17 protein-coding genes are annotated in these 17,575 nt (G+C 64.1%); 10 read left to right on the forward strand and 7 right to left on the reverse strand.

What is annotated here, in order from left to right; translation table 11 throughout:
- Positions 1-5: 5 nt before the first annotated feature.
- Positions 6-137, reverse strand: coding sequence for a hypothetical protein (locus tag AC56QX_RS34435; protein WP_257784452.1), 132 nt, complete (start codon positions 135-137; stop codon positions 6-8).
- 297 nt (positions 138-434) lie between these two features.
- On the reverse strand, positions 435-1,133 hold the full coding sequence (locus tag AC56QX_RS34440; RefSeq protein ID WP_497112977.1) for a type 1 glutamine amidotransferase: 699 nt from the start codon (positions 1,131-1,133) through the stop codon (positions 435-437).
- 88 nt (positions 1,134-1,221) lie between these two features.
- On the opposite strand from AC56QX_RS34440, the gene AC56QX_RS34445 reads away from it, so the two are divergent.
- From AC56QX_RS34445 to AC56QX_RS34460, 4 genes are all read left to right on the forward strand, one after another.
- On the forward strand, positions 1,222-1,869 hold the full coding sequence (locus tag AC56QX_RS34445) for a hypothetical protein (protein WP_497112978.1): 648 nt from the start codon (positions 1,222-1,224) through the stop codon (positions 1,867-1,869).
- A gap of 31 nt (positions 1,870-1,900) precedes the next feature.
- Positions 1,901-2,635: a 16S rRNA (uracil(1498)-N(3))-methyltransferase gene (locus AC56QX_RS34450; RefSeq protein WP_497118045.1), complete on the forward strand. Its 735-nt coding sequence runs from the start codon at positions 1,901-1,903 to the stop codon at positions 2,633-2,635.
- A gap of 143 nt (positions 2,636-2,778) precedes the next feature.
- A complete protein-coding gene (locus AC56QX_RS34455) occupies positions 2,779-4,152 on the forward strand; it encodes a glutamate--cysteine ligase (RefSeq protein ID WP_497112979.1) in 1,374 nt (457 codons plus the stop codon).
- Positions 4,153-4,229: 77 nt separating this feature from the next.
- Entirely contained in the window at positions 4,230-5,249 is a 1,020-nt protein-coding gene (locus tag AC56QX_RS34460) for a DUF937 domain-containing protein (RefSeq protein ID WP_497112980.1), read from the forward strand.
- A 168-nt stretch (positions 5,250-5,417) separates the two neighbouring features.
- On the opposite strand, the gene AC56QX_RS34465 is transcribed toward AC56QX_RS34460, so the two are convergent.
- Positions 5,418-5,708, reverse strand: a complete 291-nt coding sequence (locus AC56QX_RS34465) for a YjiS-like domain-containing protein (protein ID WP_027042589.1) — start codon at positions 5,706-5,708, stop codon at positions 5,418-5,420.
- A 177-nt stretch (positions 5,709-5,885) separates the two neighbouring features.
- Here AC56QX_RS34465 and AC56QX_RS34470 point away from each other — a divergent pair, with 177 nt between their 5' ends.
- A complete protein-coding gene (locus AC56QX_RS34470; RefSeq protein WP_497112981.1) occupies positions 5,886-6,842 on the forward strand; it encodes a LysR substrate-binding domain-containing protein in 957 nt (318 codons plus the stop codon).
- A gap of 7 nt (positions 6,843-6,849) precedes the next feature.
- On the opposite strand, the gene AC56QX_RS34475 is transcribed toward AC56QX_RS34470, so the two are convergent.
- Positions 6,850-9,060, reverse strand: a complete 2,211-nt coding sequence (locus tag AC56QX_RS34475) for a bifunctional diguanylate cyclase/phosphodiesterase (protein ID WP_497112982.1) — start codon at positions 9,058-9,060, stop codon at positions 6,850-6,852.
- 119 nt (positions 9,061-9,179) lie between these two features.
- Between AC56QX_RS34475 and xseA the strand changes: the two genes are divergently transcribed.
- Together xseA and AC56QX_RS34485 are read left to right on the forward strand one after the other, a co-directional pair.
- Entirely contained in the window at positions 9,180-10,745 is a 1,566-nt protein-coding gene (gene xseA, locus AC56QX_RS34480; RefSeq protein WP_497112983.1) for an exodeoxyribonuclease VII large subunit, read from the forward strand.
- A gap of 7 nt (positions 10,746-10,752) precedes the next feature.
- Positions 10,753-11,889, forward strand: coding sequence for a DmpA family aminopeptidase (locus AC56QX_RS34485; protein ID WP_497112984.1), 1,137 nt, complete (start codon positions 10,753-10,755; stop codon positions 11,887-11,889).
- A gap of 54 nt (positions 11,890-11,943) precedes the next feature.
- Here AC56QX_RS34485 and AC56QX_RS34490 read toward each other — a convergent pair whose 3' ends face one another.
- The 3 genes from AC56QX_RS34490 to AC56QX_RS34500 all read right to left on the reverse strand — a co-directional run bounded on the left by AC56QX_RS34490 (position 11,944) and on the right by AC56QX_RS34500 (position 14,599).
- Positions 11,944-12,195, reverse strand: coding sequence for a hypothetical protein (locus AC56QX_RS34490; RefSeq protein WP_497112985.1), 252 nt, complete (start codon positions 12,193-12,195; stop codon positions 11,944-11,946).
- A 398-nt stretch (positions 12,196-12,593) separates the two neighbouring features.
- Positions 12,594-13,283, reverse strand: coding sequence for an SDR family NAD(P)-dependent oxidoreductase (locus AC56QX_RS34495; RefSeq protein WP_497112986.1), 690 nt, complete (start codon positions 13,281-13,283; stop codon positions 12,594-12,596).
- A gap of 296 nt (positions 13,284-13,579) precedes the next feature.
- Positions 13,580-14,599: an isopenicillin N synthase family dioxygenase gene (locus tag AC56QX_RS34500; RefSeq protein WP_497112987.1), complete on the reverse strand. Its 1,020-nt coding sequence runs from the start codon at positions 14,597-14,599 to the stop codon at positions 13,580-13,582.
- A gap of 72 nt (positions 14,600-14,671) precedes the next feature.
- On the opposite strand from AC56QX_RS34500, the gene AC56QX_RS34505 reads away from it, so the two are divergent.
- From AC56QX_RS34505 to AC56QX_RS34515, 3 genes are all read left to right on the forward strand, one after another.
- Positions 14,672-15,016: a hypothetical protein gene (locus AC56QX_RS34505; protein ID WP_497112988.1), complete on the forward strand. Its 345-nt coding sequence runs from the start codon at positions 14,672-14,674 to the stop codon at positions 15,014-15,016.
- A gap of 190 nt (positions 15,017-15,206) precedes the next feature.
- Positions 15,207-16,244 (forward strand): hypothetical protein, encoded by a 1,038-nt coding sequence (locus tag AC56QX_RS34510; RefSeq protein WP_497112989.1) that lies wholly within the window; start codon positions 15,207-15,209, stop codon positions 16,242-16,244.
- A gap of 33 nt (positions 16,245-16,277) precedes the next feature.
- Positions 16,278-17,570 carry a hypothetical protein gene (locus AC56QX_RS34515; RefSeq protein ID WP_497112990.1) on the forward strand — a complete coding sequence of 431 codons (1,293 nt, stop codon included), beginning with the start codon at positions 16,278-16,280 and terminating at the stop codon, positions 17,568-17,570.
- Positions 17,571-17,575: the final 5 nt, after the last annotated feature.

The raw sequence follows: 17,575 nt of genomic DNA on the forward strand, positions 1-17,575 counted from the left end.
GGCTTTTAGCGAAGCGAGGCGGTGACGCCGTAGCCGTCGACGGCGTTGTGGTTGTTGGCGGCATCGGCGGAATAGATACCGAGACCGCACAGCACGATGGCGGACAACATGGCAAAGGACAGAAGCGCTGCTTTCACGGACGTCATCTCTTGTTGAGCTTGTTGAGCTTGCTGCATCTGTGCACCAGGCGGTTACCAATGCGTTGAAACGGAGAATTCGCTTCAAAGTTTCGACGATTTCGCGCTTCTAAGCGCGTTCTGTATCGGCGGTGTGTCGCACGGGTCACACAAAAGGTTCATCCCGGTTGCACAGCCAATGCAGAGCGCGCGCCTTCTAGGATGGCGGGCGGACACAAGCCAAGGATGAAAGGGTTTTCCCCAGCCGGTTTCACGGCTGCGTGCCAATTATGTCACGCGGAGCGCGAGGGCAGGCTCTTAGATCGTGGCCACCCAGGCACGGGCAATCGCGAGGCCGGCGGCATCGGCGTCGGGTCCGTTGCGGGCCATCTCGCCATCGAGCTTGCCCGCCCAGTCGGGATGGCGGGCGGCAATGGTCGGGGCAAAGGAGGAACTCCAGTCCCTCACCATCGGCCGGTCGGCCTCGAAATGGAACTGGAAGCCATAGACGGCGCGGCCGACGCGAAACGCCTGGTTTTCGGCGACATCATTGCCGGCGAGCCGCACGGCGTTTTCCGGCAGCACGAAGGTGTCGTCGTGCCACTGGAAGATCGGGAACTTTGCCGGCAGTGCGCCCAGCACCGGATCGGCCTTGGCGTCCGGCGTCAACGACACGCCGCGCCAGCCGAATTCGTTGGCGCCGCCGATGCGGTTCTCACCGCCGAAGGCGCGGGCGACGAGCTGGCTGCCGAGGCAGATGCCGAGCACGGCGCGATCCTTGTCGGCGAAATCGCGGGTCAGTTCGAGCAGCGCCGGAAAATAGGGATATTCATCGTCGGCCAGCGCATTCTGACCACCACCGAGCACCACCATGGCATCGTGTCCGGTCGCGTCCTCCGGCAGAGGATCGCCCTTGTAGGGGAGGCGCAGATCGAGATCGGCACCGGCTTCGGCAAGGGCGGCACCAACCTGACCGAGGCCGGTATTGTCGTAGTTCTGGACCACCAGCACCCGCATCGCAAAACCCTGCTGACATGAAAATGACGGGACGAGCGATATCATGCCGCCCGCATTGCAGCCAAGATGCGTATCCCAGGAGAGAACTATGCCACTGCAGAACCGGGTCGATCCGTTCGGCGCCATCCACGCCGTGCCCGAGCGTGGCCTGTTCACCGGCAATCGCGGCATTATCCACGATCCGGAGACCAAGACACTGTTGAAGAAGCGCTGGGCACTGCAGGCCTGGATCATCTGCGTGTGCCAATTCCGCAATGTGCGGCGCGAGCCGATGGGCCGAAACCGTGCCGGCGGCAAGGCCGGCTGGACCGAGTTGTTCTTCCTCGACGAGGTGACGGCGCTGGCAGCGGGGCACCGCCCCTGCTTCTTTTGCCAGCGCGAACGGGCTAGGGACTTTGTCAGCCGCTTCGGCGAAGCCTTCGGCATTGCCGAACCACGGGCGCCGCAAGTCGACAAAAGGCTGCACAAGGAGCGGCTGACTTCGGGTGGCAAACCTCCGGCTATGGCGATGGACGAGTTGGCCGACCTGCCAGACGGCGTGGTGATCGCTGCTGGCGGCAACGCCTATGCCTTGCGCCACGGCAAGGCGTTGCAATGGTCCTTTGCCGGATATCGCCCACCCGCCGACCTTGGCCAACTGGAAGACAAGGCGCTTGTCATGCTGACGCCAGCGACAACGCTCAACGTCCTGCGGCATGGCTTTCGTCCGGTGTGGCATCAATCCGCCGAGACTTGACGCCGGCGGTCGGCTCGCTCATTCCTCGGCCATGCGCGCCAATTACAAGATGCAACGCCTGTTCGTGCCTGACGATCTCGGTTCGGAGATCGAGTTCGACGCCGGCCAGCAGCAGAGCCACTATCTCCTGCATGTGTTGAGGCTGGGCGAAGGCGCCGAGATCCTGGTGTTCAATGGCCGCGACGGCGAATGGTCGGCGGCCATCGCGGCAAAGACGAAAAGAGCGGTGCGGTTGAAAGTGCTGGTGCTGCAACGGCCGCAGCCGCCGCTGCCCGACCTCGTCTATTGTTTCGCGCCGCTGAAGCAGGGCCGGCTCGACTATCTCGTGCAGAAAGCAGTCGAGATGGGCGCCGGTATCCTGCAGCCGGTGATCACCCAGCACACGCAAGTGGCCAAGCCGTCCATCGACCGACTGCGCGCCAATGTCATCGAGGCCGCCGAACAATGCGGCATCCTGGCGGTGCCGGAGGTTCGCGAGGCGGAAAAATTCGAGCGGCTGCTGACCGGCTGGGACAAGGAGCGGCGGCTGATCTTCTGCGACGAGGATGCTTCGACCAACAATCCGCTGCCTGCCTTGCAGGCGGTAAAGGAGAAGAAGCTGGGGCTGCTGGTTGGGCCGGAAGGCGGCTTTTCCGACGACGAGCGCAAGATGCTGCGCGCCCTGCCCTTCGTGACCGCCATTCCGCTCGGCCCGCGTATCCTGCGCGCCGATACGGCGGCTGTCGCGGCACTTGCGGTGATCCAGGCAACTGTCGGAGACTGGTAGGAGGTCATTTCTTGCAAGAGGCGGTCCCGATCGTAGCATTCAATTCCTCTTGACCTCTGGCTCAGGATTTTTCGCTTGATCGGCTGCTGACATTTCGTCCATTTACCGCCGGCGGTGGTCCAACCGCCTCTGAGGGCACAACAATGGCGCGCGACACTACCGATTTCCGGCCAATTGAAGACTTTGACGAACTCGTCGAGCACCTGGCCGAAGGCAACAAACCGCGCGACAAGTGGCGCATCGGCACCGAGCACGAGAAATTCCCCTTCTATGTCGATGGCAACGCGCCCGTGCCCTATGGCGGCGAGCGCGGCATCCGCGCCATCCTCGAAGGCATGCAGCACAAACTCGGCTGGGATCCGATCATGGACGACGGCCGCATCATCGGCCTGGTCGAGCCGACGGGCCAGGGCGCCATTTCGCTGGAGCCCGGCGGCCAGTTCGAACTGTCCGGCGCGCCGCTGGAGACGATTCATCAGACCTGTCGCGAAGGCAATGCGCATCTGGCGCAGGTGCGCGAGATCGCTGAGCCGATGGGTATCCGCTTCCTCGGCCTCGGCGGCAGCCCGAAATGGTCGCTGGCCGAAACGCCGAAAATGCCGAAGTCGCGCTATGAGATCATGACCCGCTACATGCCCAAGGTCGGCACCAAGGGCCTCGACATGATGTACCGCACCTGTACCATCCAGGTGAACCTCGACTTCGAGAGCGAGGCCGACATGCGCCGCAAGATGCAGGTGTCGCTGAAGCTGCAGCCGCTGTCGACGGCATTGTTCGCCAATTCGCCTTTTACCGAGAGCCACCCGAACGGACTGCAGAGCTGGCGCGGCGACATCTGGCGCGACACCGACAACCAGCGCTCCGGCCTGCTCGAATTCTGCTTCTCGCCCGAGTTCGGGTTTGCCGATTATGTCGAATGGGCGCTCGACGTGCCTATGTATTTCGTCATCCGCGACGGCCACTATCACGATATGACGCACATCACCTTCCGCCAGTTCATGGCCGGCGCCGCGCGCAATGAAGTGCCGGATGGGCTGCCGACCATGGGCGACTGGGCGAACCATCTGTCGACGCTGTTCCCCGACGTGCGGCTGAAGCGTTTCCTCGAAATGCGCGGCGCCGACGGCGGCCCGTGGCGGCGCATCTGCGCGCTGCCGGCTTTCTGGGTCGGTTTGCTCTACGATGAGGCGGCGCTCGACGCAGCGGAAGCATTGACCGCGAGCTGGACCTACAAGGAAGTGCTGGCCATGCGCAACGCCGTGCCTGAGCTTGGCATTGCGGCGCCCTTCCGCAACACCACGCTGCGCGAGATCGCACGCGACGTCATGGCCATTTCGCGCACGGGGCTGAAGAACCGCGGCAAGAAGAACCGTGACGGCTATGACGAAACCTCGTTCCTCAACACTTTGGACGAAGTGGTTGCACGCGGCACGACCAGCGCCGAGGAAATGCTTTCCGCCTACCACACGCGCTGGGGCGGCTCGATCGAGCCGGTGTTCATGGAATACGCCTATTAACCCAGCGGCAAAAGCCACTTCAATCGAGCGTTGAAACGAATTAGGCTCCCTTCCGAGGAATTCAGGAGGAGAAGCCGATGCCTACCTTGTTCGACATGCTGACGCAGGCCCAGAACGGCAACGGCATGCAGGCGCTTGCCCAACAATATGGGCTTTCGATGCAGCAGACACAGGCGGCGGTCGCCGCTCTGCTGCCGGCCTTTTCACAGGGGTTGCAGCGCAACACCGCCGATCCTTACGGGTTCGGCGCCTTCATGACGGCGATGGCAAGCGGCCAGCACGCCAAATATTTCGAGGATGCGACTCGCGCCTTCTCGCCGCAAGGCGTTGATGAAGGCAATGGCATTCTGGGACATCTGTTCGGCTCGAAGGACCTGTCGCGCGCCGTGGCCAGCCAGGCAGCGCAAGCGAGCGGCGTCAGCCAGCAAATCCTGCAGCAAATGCTGCCCGCCATCGCATCGATGGTGATGGGCGGACTGTTCAAGCAGACGACAGGTCAGATGCAGGCCGCCGGCGGTTTCGGCGGCGGCAGCAATCCGCTGGGCGAGATCATCGAGCAGATGATGCGGCAAGGCGGTATGCAGGCGCCGGCGCCACAGCAGCGCCAGGCGCCGCAGACCCCGATGGACAACCCGCTTGGCAAGGTCTTGCAGGACATGTTCGGCGGCGGCGCCCCGCAACCGCAAAGCCAGCCGCAGCCGGCACCCAACCCCTATGGCGACAATCCGTTGGGCAAGGTGCTGCAGGACATGTTCGGCGGCGGTACGCCACAGCCGCAAGGCCGGACGCAGCCGCAGCCGCAGCCGCAACAGACGCAGAGCCCATACGGCGACAACCCGCTTGGGAAAATCTTCGAAGAGATGCTGCGCGGGGGCGGCGGCTTCGGCATGCCCGGCGGCCAGCCGGCGCCGCAACCTCAAGCACCGCAACAGCGCCAGGCGCCGCAGCCGCAGACCAACCCGAGCGGCCGGCCAAGGAATCCGTTCGATGATATTTTCGGCAAGATGTTCGAGACCGGCGCCCAGCAGCGCGACGACTACCAGAAGGGCGTGGAAACGATCTTCGACCAGTTCAAGCGGGACATGGGCCGGCGGTAGGCGCCAAGTCTACGGGCCATTTCTGAGCAAGCCGAAAAGAAAAGCCCGGTCCTTGGGAGGACCGGGCAGCGTGCAGGCAGGCCGGCGGGGAACCGGCAGGGAGTGGGGAGCCTGCATAATCCTTGGTCGCGCCGAACCCCGAAAAGGTTCAACAGGACCGAAACTAAATCAGGCCACCTGGCGGGCGAGATCCTCGATCGTTTCCACGCGATCGCTGGCAATCTGACGCAGGATCACCGTCGGGTCGCGGCCGAACGGCACGTCGATGGCGACATGCAGGTCGGCGCGCGTCAGGCCGATATCGGCGAGCTCGGCATCCGACATCTCGCCAAGGCGATAGAAGGCGCGGCGATTTTTCCAGGCGCGGTAGACGTTGGAGACGGTGTTGGCCACGCGCGTCGCAACGGCCGGACGCGAGGTGATGCGCGAGGTCTCGGTGGCGAAATCGATCGTGGTCATAGCAGTCTCCTTCGGAGTCGAGCGGGCAAAGCCAAGCGATCGGCGCTGGCGACAGCGGCCGTTCCGGCTTCGATTCACATGCCTTCATGTGGACAATGCCAATTTGCCATCGACCGATTGATTAATCCAACGAATGTTTCTAATCTTTAGCATCAACATCAATGATGGAATGGACTGATGAAAGCGCCGCTCGATCTCGATCAGTTGCAAACCTTCATCTCGATCGCCGATACCGGCAGCTTCACGCGGGCAGCCGAAGAGGTGCACCGCACCCAGTCGGCGGTGTCGATGCAGATGCGCCGGCTGGAGGAGCGGATCGGCAAGCCGCTGTTCGAGAAGGAAGGGCGCAACAACAAGCTGACCGAGGAAGGCGACAAGCTGCTCTCCTATGCAAGGCGGCTGCTCTATCTCAACCGCGAGACGCTCGCCGCCTTCGACGACCAGCGGCTCGAAGGCACGATCCGTATCGGCACGCCGGACGACTATGCCGACCGTTTCCTGCCCGAGATCATGGCACGCTTCACCCGCTCCAATCCGCGCGTCGAACTGACTGTCATCTGCGAGCCGACGCCGGGGCTGGTCGAGCATATCAAGCGCGGCAATCTCGACCTGGCGCTGGTGACGCACAATGATGTGCGCGGCCAGTCGGAAGTGGTGCGGCGCGAGCCGCTGCTGTGGGTCAGCTCGGCCAACCATGCGACGCATGAACAGGTCACGCTGCCAATGGCCTTTGGCCGGCCGAACTGCATCTGGCGACGCGCCGCCGTCGATGTGCTGGACCAGCAGAACCGCGACTATCGCATCCTGTTCACCAGTTTCTCGGCGACCGTGATCACCGCCGCCGTGCTTTCGGGCCTGGCGATCTCGGTGCTGCCGGAATGCGCGCTCAGGCCCGGCATGCGGGTGCTGGGCGAGGCCGACGGCTTCGGCGCCCTGCCCGACTGCCGCATCGGCATCATGCGCGGCCAGACCTCACGGCCGGAGATCGTCGATGCGCTCGCCCGCCATATCTCGGAAAGCCTGGACAACATCTCGGTGCCGCTTGGCGAGGAGACGGGATCATTCGACTTCGCGGCACTCGCCTTCGCCAAGATGAAGCGGACCAGGCCGAACCAGATCCTGCCGGGCTGGTAGGAAAGAATTACGCGCGCATCGACGCTGGTCCGCTCTGAATGGGCGACAGGCCCGGCAAGAGCAGCAACTGGGCAGGCTCGAGCGGCGGCGCGAGCAGGTAACCCTGCATCTGATGACAGCCCATGCCGACGAGCAGCGCCTTTTGCTCCTCGGTCTCGACGCCCTCCGCGGTGACTTCGACATCGAGCGCTATCGCTAGGTCGATCAACGCCTTGACGATCGCGGCGGAGTTGGCGTCTTGGTCGAGAAGGCGCACGAAGGAACGGTCGATCTTGAGCTTGTCGATGAGGTGACGGCGCAGGTAATTCAACGATGAATAGCCGGTGCCGAAATCATCGAGCACCACGCCAACGCCTGATCGGCGCAAGGCCTCCAGAGCCATCCTGGTCGTGTCGTTATTTTCCAGAAGCACGCTTTCGGTGATCTCGAGCTGCAATCGCGCCGGCGGTAGGCCGGTCTCGGCCAGCATCGACGCGACCTGCCCGGCAAAACCTGCGTCGCGCAATTGCAGCGGTGAGACGTTGACGGCCACCCACGGCAATTGCGTGCCGGCTGCGAAACGGCAGGCCTCGCGCAGCACCCATTGGCCAAGCTCGCCGATCATGCCGCGTTCCTCGGCAATGGCGATGAACTGTTGCGGCGGCAAGGCGCCATGGATCTCATGCGCCCAGCGGATCAGCGCCTCGACCCCGACGATCGTCCCGCCATCGGCGGCGAAGATCGGCTGATACGCCAGCTTGATCTCGGTTCCGCCACGGAGGGCGCGACGGAGCGCGTTCTCGACCTTGCGCTTGCGCAGCAACAGGTCGTCCATGTCACCGGCGAAGACCTGATAGCGGCCGCGGCCATTCTTCTTGGCTTCGTAGAGTGCAATATCGGCCTTGCGCAGCAGATCGTCGGCATCGACTTTTGGACCCGACGCCAAGGCTATGCCGATGCTGGCGCTGACGAAGACCTGGTCGTCCATCAGCCGGAAAGGCTCCTGCAATTTCCGCAGCAGCCGTCCCGAAATATCCTCGGCCACCCTGGTGTCGCGAATATCGACCAGGATGATCGCGAACTCGTCGCCGCCGAGCCGCGCCACCGTATCGATCTCGCGGATCGTCCTCTGCAGCCTGGCCGCCGTCTGGCGCACGAGTTCGTCGCCGGCGGGATGACCGAGCGTATCGTTGACATGTTTGAAGCGATCGATGTCGAGATAGAGCAGCGCCGTCCTTGCGGTATCGCGCCCGGTCGTAAGTAAAGCCCGTCGCAGCCTATCCTCGAAAAGCGCCCGGTTGGGGAGCCCCGTCAGCGTATCGTGAAAGGCGAGATACTGTGCGTCCGCCTGACTTGTCTGCAGCGCCAACGATGTCCGCCGCAGGCGCCGCAAGAGAAAAGCCAGCGCACCGGCGGCAAGCAGCATGCCGGCGATCAATGCCGGGCCGGCCTTGCGTATCAGTGTCAGACCGGGGCGCTCCTGATCCCAGCCGATATAACCGAGAATGACCCCGCGCGAATCCATCAGCGGAATGGCAGCCGAGCCGACCGATTGCGACAGAGGCAGCAGGTGGGCGCCATCGAGCAGGTATTTTTCGGCGATCTTGCCGATGACGGCAGCGTTGATGAACTCCACCGAGACATGCAGATATTCGCTTCCCGGCGCCTGGGTGACCCGGTCCGAACTCGGCACCAGCGGCATGACACTGAGGATGGCCGGTTTCCCGTCGAGCGACACCAGATCCTCGGCGACCATTTTGACCGGGCCGCCGGATGCGTTCTCTTTCGGCGGTTGCGCGATCAGTTGGCGCAGCTTCTCGATGGTCGGCAGCAGCGCGGGCTCATCCGCACCATAGACGGAAGCCGGCACCACCTTGCCTTCCTGCATGGCGTGGATCGGACGGTTGACATCATCCAGCACATAGACCCGGTTGTGACCGTAGTAGGAATACATCCAGACGCTGAGGTTTTCGGCCATCCACGCCTGATTGCCCGATTTGGCGTTGGTGACGGAATCGTCCCAGACCGAGACACTTTCCTGCTCGCGCTCGACGGCGGCGATCTGGTCCTGCAAGCCGTTGGCGAAGAAGATCTTTTGGCGCTCCAATGAAACGCGGTCAGCCTGCTCGGCGGCGTAGAAGCCGAAGCCCACGACCATGACCAGCGCAAAAGCGGCAAGCGCCAGCACGGTCAGCGTGACCTGATACGTCAATGGGCTGCGATGTGCGCGTGCGCTCATGCGTCCTTGGCCAGCTTCGTTGGGCGCCAGTCAACCAAACCAGCCTTAAGATCGCGTTATAACATTTGAGCAGACACTGGCGCCTTGACGCGGGAGGCCAACCGTCCCCCAATCGGCCGATGAGCGACGCAGCATCCGAATCACGCACCAACGCCACCGAATACACGGTGAGCGAGATTTCCGGCGCGCTGAAGCGCACGGTCGAGGACGTCTTCGGCAATGTGCGGGTGCGCGGCGAAATCTCCGGCTATCGCGGGCCGCATTCCTCCGGCCATGCCTATTTCGCGCTGAAGGACGACCGCGCCCGGCTCGACGCCGTGGTGTGGAAAGGCACGATGAGCCGGCTGAAATTCCGCCCCGAGGAAGGGATGGAGGTGATCGCCACCGGCAAGCTCACCACCTATCCCGGCAAGTCCAACTACCAGATCGTCATCGACAATCTGGAGCCGGCCGGCGCCGGGGCGCTGATGGCGCTGCTCGAAGAGCGCAAGCGCCGGCTGCAGGCGGAAGGGCTTTTCGATGCCGGCCGCAAACGCCGGCTGCCGTTCATGCCGCGCGTCATCGGCGTCGTCACCTCGCCGACCGGGTCCGTCATCCGCGACATCATCCACCGCATCAAGGATCGCTTTCCGCTGCATGTGCTGGTCTGGCCGGTGCGCGTGCAGGGCGAGACGTCAGGCGTGGAAGTGACCAATGCCGTCACCGGTTTCAACGCGCTGGCCTGGGACGGCGCTATCCAGCGCCCGGATCTTTTGATCGTCGCGCGCGGCGGCGGCAGCCTCGAGGATTTGTGGGGTTTCAACGACGAGGCGCTGGCCCGCGCCGTTGCCGCCTCCGGCATTCCGGTGATCTCGGCCGTCGGCCACGAAACCGACTGGACACTGATCGACCTCGTCGCCGATGTGCGGGCACCGACACCGACGGGCGCGGCCGAAATCGCCGTGCCGGTGAAGGCCGACCTCGAGGCGACGCTGGCCAGTCTTGGCGCGCGGCTCAAGGCCGCGGTGCTGCGCAATTTCGAACGCAAGCGGCAGGCCGCGCGTGCAGCGGCGCGTGCGCTGCCCTCGCCCGATCAGTTGCTGGCGCTGCCGCGCCGGCGCCTCGACGAGGCGACGAGCCGGCTGGGGCGCGGCCTGTCCGTCAGCGTCGATCGCAAGCGGGCGCGTCTCCAGGGCCAAAGGCTGACGCCGGCCACGCTGTCGCGGCGCATAAACGAGGCGCGCACGCTGACCGGCCGTGACCTCGCCCGCGCGCAGGCGGCGTTCTTCGCCATCGTGCGTGAGCGCCGCACGCGCTTTGCGCGCACCGCGACGCGGCTGTCGCCGGCACCGATCGTACGCAGGCAGAAACTGCAAGGGGACGCGCTGGCGGCGCTCGCCAGGCGGCAGGATCGGGTCATATCGCTGCGGCTCGAACGCCTGCGCGGCCAGTTGAGCCAAGCCGAGCGCCTGCTGACCACGCTTTCGCACAAAGCCGTCCTGGCGCGCGGCTTCGCGCTCGTAAAGGATGCCGACGGCGCCGTCATCAAGCAGGCGGCTGATGTGGCATCGGGGATGGCGCTTTCACTGGAGTTCGCCGACGGCACGGCGGATGCTGTGGCAACCAGCGGTGCGGCGCGGCCAAAGCCGGTTGCGAGGCCTACGACCAAGACCAGGGAACCTGGCAACCAAGGCTCCCTATTCTGAGACGCCCATGACCGATAGTTCGCATCACCTGAAAACGCCGTCAGGCAAACCGCGCGCCCGGAGCTTCGGCATCGGTTTTGACGGCACGCCGGGCGCGTTCAACGCAATCACAGATGTGCCTGGCGTTGCTGTCGGCTATGCGACGCTGATTTCCGGCGACGGCGCGCTGGTCGTCGGCAAGGGACCGGTGCGCACCGGCGTCACCGCCATCCTGCCCAGGCCGCGCCCAGGTCTGGCCACGCCGGTCTTCGCCGGTATTTTCAGCCAGAACGGCAATGGCGAGCTGACCGGCTCGCACATCGTCGAGGAAACCGGCGCCTTCAACTTCCCGATCACCATCACCAACACCCATTCCTGCGGTGTTTCGCGTGACGGAACGCTGCGCTGGATGCAACGCGTACTGCCGGCCGCGCTCGACAGCGGCTGGGGCCTGCCGGTGGCGGCGGAGACCTATGACGGGTTCCTCAACGACATCAACGGTCACCATTTGACCTTTGAGCATGTGGCCCAGGCACTTGACGGTGCCGCTGGCGGTGCGATCGAGGAAGGCAGCGTCGGCGGCGGCACCGGCATGATCACCTTCGGCTTCAAGGCCGGTTCGGGCACGGCATCGCGCGTCGTCGGGTGGCAGGGAAATTCCTACACGGTGGGCGCCTTCGTGCAGTCGAATTTCGGCAAGCTGCGCAATTTCACGCTTCGCGGCCAGCGCGTTGAGCCAGCGCTCGCCGAATCGGTGATCCGAGACGACGCGCGGCATGCGGAAAAAGGCTCGATCATCGCCGTCATCGCCACCGATGCGCCGTTCCTGCCGCATCAGATGAAGCGGCTGGCCCGCCGCGTGCCGCTTGGCGTCGCCATGACCGGCGGCTTCGGCTATCACAGCTCAGGCGACATCTTTATCGCCTTCTCGACCGCCAATCCTGCCGCGGCGCTGGCGCTGTCGGGCCGGATCGCCAATGCCGATTTCATCCCGGACACCGACATCGACCCGTTCTTCGATGCCGTCATCCAGGCGGTAGAGGAATCGATTCTCAACGCCCTGGTCGCCAATGACGACATGACCGGGCGCGACGGCAATTTCGTGCCGGCGCTGCCGAAGGCTTGGTTGAAAGAAAAGTTTGGGTTGAAAGAAAAGTTCGGCTGAGACAGAAACGCGGGCCGAAGGGCCCGCGCATTCAAACCGATTGGCCGTTAAAATCTATTCAGCGGCCTTGCTAGCCGCCTGCTGGTGCTCGTCGGCTTCGGCCGCTTCCTCGAGCCGGGACGCAATGAGTTCCTGGATATCGCCGACTTCTTCCTGGATGTCCTCCAGCGGGATGCCGACCTCTGCCGCCTTGGCGGCGCATTCCTTGGCCAATGTCTCGGCCTGCTTGTCGATCCGGGCCTGGGACTGGCAATGGACCTTTTCGCCGATCCATCCCCGCAAGAACTCGATCGCGTGTTCACTCATACTGCTGTTCCCTGGCGGCAAAGCCGGTTGGTAATCATAAACGTCGGCATCCCGCAAAGGATGCATGTTCCCATTCCAGCCGAGTCGCGGCCACCCGGCAAGTCAATGCCGTCCAGGGTCCACAGAGCTGAAGGAAATAGAGGGGTGAAAAACATTTTCTGATTCTGAAGGACTGTACCGTTGGCGGGATCTGGCCCGCTCCGAGCAATTGCTTCTACCTTTTACGGCTTTCAGTCCGTTTGGTAATCTCAATGGCTGTCTCTACAGCCGCCTTTTGACGTTTCGCTTCTAGGCGCGAGCCCGCGAAGCCGCCGGTATATAGTGATATCCTCATCCAATGTCGACTCCTCCGAACGGTGCCCACAGCTTGCACCAAAGTCGCACCCCTGCGCACCCCATCAGAAGGTTTCGACCCAGGGCCTGAGCTCCATTTCCCAGGTCCAGGCGCTGCGGTGCTGGCGATGGATGGAGAGATAGGCCTCGGCGATCGCGTCCGGAGACAAACGGCGATCCGGCGGCCCGGACTCCTGTCCGGATGCGGCCGAAGCGATGCCGCCATCGATGATGAAATGCGCGACGTGGACGTTCTTCGGCGCCAGTTCGCGGGCCATGGACTGCGCCAGCCCGCGCAAGCCGAATTTGGCCATCGCAAAACCGGCCGAGCCGGCGAACCCCTTGACGCTGGCCGTCGCCCCGGTGAAGAGGATCGAACCCGAGCCCAGAGCCACCAGCCGTCGGGCCGCCTGCTGGCCGACCAGGAACCCGCCATAGGCGCCAACCAGCAAAGCCTGCCGGACCGCCTCGGGATCGAGCTCGGCTATCGGCCCACGAGCGCGGCCGCTGGCGTTGAAAACCACCAGCGAAAGCGTGCCGGCCCTGTCGGCGACGTCGAACAGATGCTCGACCGATGCGGGATCGGAGACATCCGTCGCCACGGCCTGCGCACCGGTCTCAGCCTGCAAGGCACCGAGTTTCTCGATGTTGCGCGCGGCCAGAACGACGCTGAACCCTTCCTTCGCGAGAAGGCGCGCCAGCGAGGCACTCAGGCCGGAACCCGCACCGGCGATGACGGCGACATTGGATGTCATGAGACTTCTCCTTCTTTCCACGGGACTGCGGTCGATAGCTGGCGAATGAGCTGTCTTGAAACTTGCCGGATCAGCACGGCGACGGCAACGCGCAAGCCAAGAAAAAGGCCGGGCGCGAAAACGGCCCGGCCAAAATGAAGGTCATAACCTTCAGAGGGGAACACCGCTCGGCGAAATGGGAGGAAAACACCGAACGGATTTTTCTCTTTTGGACCGGTTCTCGGCCGGATACGACGGATGATTTTCTAAAAATCGGCCAGGATGGCAAAAATCCTGTCCTTTCTTTGGCCCAAGGCTCAGCCAACCCGGCTTTCCCTTTCGAGCAGATCGGCATAATGGCGCCGCGCGACGTCGGGATGCGAGCGCAGCCGGCTTTTCAGCACATTGGTTCCGACATCGCGAAACAGCGGATTGTCTGGATCGCTGGCCGGCCCGCGCGCCTGCGCCGCCAATTCCTCGGAAAGGCCGAGCAGCGGGATCGTCGCATCGAGCCTGGCGCTGAAGAAGAACGGCACCGAAATGCGCTCGACGCCGGCAGGCGGCGTCACCACACGATGCACCGTTGCGCGCAAAAAGCCATTCGAGGCGAGTTCGAGCAACTCGCCGATGTTGACGACGAGCGTACCGGGAATGGGGTCCACATCGACCCAGCTTCCGTCATAGTCGACCTGCAGCCCCTTATTGTCATCCTGGAGCAGCAGGGTCAGGAACCCGCCGTCCTTGTGTGCGCCGACACCCTGGTCGCCACCGGTTGCATCGCGGCCGGGGTAGCGCACGATCTTCATGCGATGGTTCGGCTCGCTGCTATAGATCGGGTCGAACGCATCCTCGGGCTGATCGAGCGATTGCGCGAAGGCTTTCAACAGCCGGATCGCCACGGCCGTCACCTTGCTCTGCCAGGCAAGCAACGCCGGCTTGAGATCCGGCAGCGCCGCGGGCCACTGGTTCGGTCCTTGCAGCCGTGTCCAGGCGGGAACTCCCGGCCCTTGTGCGATTGCCTGGCGTTCGACACCGATGTCGAGCTGCTCGCGCCAGTCCTCCTTGCCCTTGGTCAGTTCGCCGCCGGCGCGGGTGTAGCCGCGAAACTGCGAGGACTTGACCATCTCGATTGCCAGCTTGTCGGCCTCCGGCAAGGCAAAGAACTGGCGCGATGCGGTGAGCACCTCGCTGATCTCCGCCCGGGAGATGCCATGTCCGGCTAGATAGAAAAAGCCGATGTCGCGCGAGGCGGAACGCAAGTCCGCCAGAAATGTCCGACGCTCCGATGCGCCTTGTTCAAGACGGCTCAGATCGAGGACAGGCACTATTCTGGGCATATAAAGCTCCCTTCCCAGTGCTTTCGGCGGCGTTGTTTGAAATCACCACCAGGAAAACCAAGCCGACCAAACATGCAGGCACTTTTGCGCGACCATGGCCACGATCAATGTGCGCAAGTCTTATCGACTTCGGATCGCCGGGAAAGGAACGATCGGCTCTTCGTCGCGGTCGTCACGAACAATTTTTCCATTCGCAGGGCCAAGCGGACGATGATCGCGATCCATTCAGGGGAACTCAGGCGGAGCGGCAACCGCTTTATCTCGCACCGGGCGTGCCGCTTCGGTATCACCGTCATTTCGGCCGGCAAATCCAATGCCGACGAGCGAAATCTTGCGAGCCGTCCGCGATTTGATTGGCAACTTCACGGCAACTATCAGTCGCTTTCATCAAACACTGCAAAAATAAATATAAAATAATATTCGTAGTATAATTATGATTGCGCACAAAATCAGTTGACTGAACAGTCGCTGATATTGGCGACCACCTTTCAGCTACCCGTTCCTGCCGACTTGAGAGCCATTGCCTTGAGGTCGACTATTCCGACCGGCGTTAATCGCTTTGGTCCCGCTCCCCTGAGGGGCCGATCGCTCAAGAGGAGATCTCGAGATGGACGGGTATGACGAATCGATGTTCGACGACCTTGCCTTTGATGAAGCGGAAGGCCCAGCCGACAGCTACGACGAATTCGACGAAATGGACGAGGGCGACGGCTTCGATGAGGCCGACGAAGGCGACGAGTTCGACGAAGGCGACGAATTCGAGGCCTCGAGCTTCGACGAGATGGACGCCGGCGACGAATTCGAGGCCGGTGACGAGTTCGACGAAGGCGACGACTTCGATGAAGGCGATGAGTCCGACGACGATGCGTGGGATCAGGCCATGAGCTACGCGCTTGCGGCTGAAGACAGCGACGAGTTCTTCCGCCGCATCGCCCGCGGCGTTCGCGGCGTTGTGCGCACCGTCAGGCGTGCCGCTCCCACAATCGGCCGCATCGCCCGCGCCGTGGCGCCGGTCGCCAGCCTTATCCCCGGCGTCGGCACAGCGATTGGCGGCGTCGCCAATGTCGTCGGCCAGTTGATGGCGGACGAGGCTTCCGAGGACGAGGCACTCGACGCCTTCGCCGAGCTCGCTGTGCGCAATCGTGCCGCCATTCCCGTGGTGGCCGCGCTTGCGACGAGACGCGTGCTTGGCCCTGTGGCCGCACGCATGCCCGCGGCCGCACGCACCCAGGCCGTTCGCACCGTGCGCAGAGCTGCCACCCAGCTCGTCAACCGTGGCGGGCCGACCGCGATCCGCGCTCTGCCGCGCATCGCCAGCAGCGTCCGCCGTACCGCGGTCACGCGCCGCACCCCGGCATCGGTCCGGCCGCTGGTTCTGGCACGCACCGCGCGTCGTGTCGCGGCGCGCGGGCAGGGTCTGCGCCGGCAGCTGACGCGACCCTTGCAGCGAGGGCGCCAGATCGTGCGCCGCACCGCCGCGGCGGTTCGCGCCGGCATGGCTCCGGGACGCAACCTGGCGCGTATCGCCGGGCGAGCATTGGGGCGGGCTGCCGGCGGTTGGCCAGGCGGATATGGCCCAAATCATGGGCGCCGGCGGCGTATCGTGATCCGCGGTCCGGTCAGCATCACCATCCGGCCCAACTGAAACCCTGTCGGTGCAACAAGAAGGATCGCGGCGATGCGCACGGGTTCTTCGACCAGGCGGTTCCTGGACACCAAGCTGCGGGCCCTGAAGGCTCGCGCACAGCGCCTCAACCGCCTGACACCGAGGCGCATCGGGCTTCGTCCCGAAGACCTGCCCTATGCGCCGTCGCGGGCTCACTTCCACGCCGCCAACAAGCGGTTGGCGGCCATCGGCAACGCCATCAACCGGCATATCGCCGAGATCGAGCGCGGCTGGCCGCCTGGCACCGCCCAGGCCGCGCTCAGCCAGATGGCCATGCTCGACCGCAGGATCGATCGGCTGCGCCGGACCTTCGGCATGTTCTTCGAGGTCATGTCGCAGCGCGGTTCAGGCTTTGCGCCGGCGCTCGCCGCCCATGACGCGATCGCGCTCGACTGCTACACGGTCGTCCGTGCTGCCCTGCCGGGCGTCTTCGGAGGTCCCCTCTTGAAGCCGCTGACCTATATGGAACATGGCTATTCGCCGGCGACGCAGCGCCGTGGTGTCGCGCTTGCCCGTTTGCTCGGCGACAGCAACCCGTTCCCGGTCATCCGCGTTCCCTGGGATCGCGACAATCCCTGGCAGTCGGTCTTCCTGCATGAAGTCGCCCACAATCTGCAGGCCGACATGGGCCTGTGGCAGGAGAACGCGCAAGCGGTCGCCAACCGCCTGGCTTCGATGCGATTCGATCCGCTGGTGGTGACGATCCTGCGCCGCTGGCACAAGGAAATCTTCGCCGATCTCGCGGCGCTGCTGCTCGGCGGCACCGCGTCGGTCTGGGGCATGATGGAGTTCCTCGCCCATCCCGGCGCGCGTGCCCTCACCTACCGCCCCGGCGGGGCGCATCCAACCGGCTGGATCCGGGTTCTGATCCTGACCGAGATGCTGCGGCGCATGGGCTTTGCCGCCGAGGCGGCGCGCGCCGAACGCGTCTGGCGAGGCCTTTACAATCCGGCGCGCGGCCACAGGCTGCCTCCGGTTCTGCTTGCTTCGGTCCCTCGCCTCATTCCAGCGGTGGTCGATGAGATCGCCTACCAGCCGCGCCGGGGTCTTGGGCAGCACGCGCTGGCCGACGCCATCCCTTTCACGCGCGCCGACGAAGCCCGCATCCGCCGTGGCGGAATCCTGATCGCGGCCGGGCAAGTGCCCGACCTGCCGCCACGTTTTCTTGTGTCGGCCAGCCGTTTCGCGCTGGAAGCCGGCGCCGAACCGGACGCCATTGCCAAGCTTGTCATCAGAAACCTGGCCCAGCGTCAGGCAAACCGACGGCCCACTGCGCAACCGTCCCCAGCCGCACTCGTTGCATGAGGTGA

This window comes from Mesorhizobium sp. RCAM 06353 (assembly GCF_059683585.1).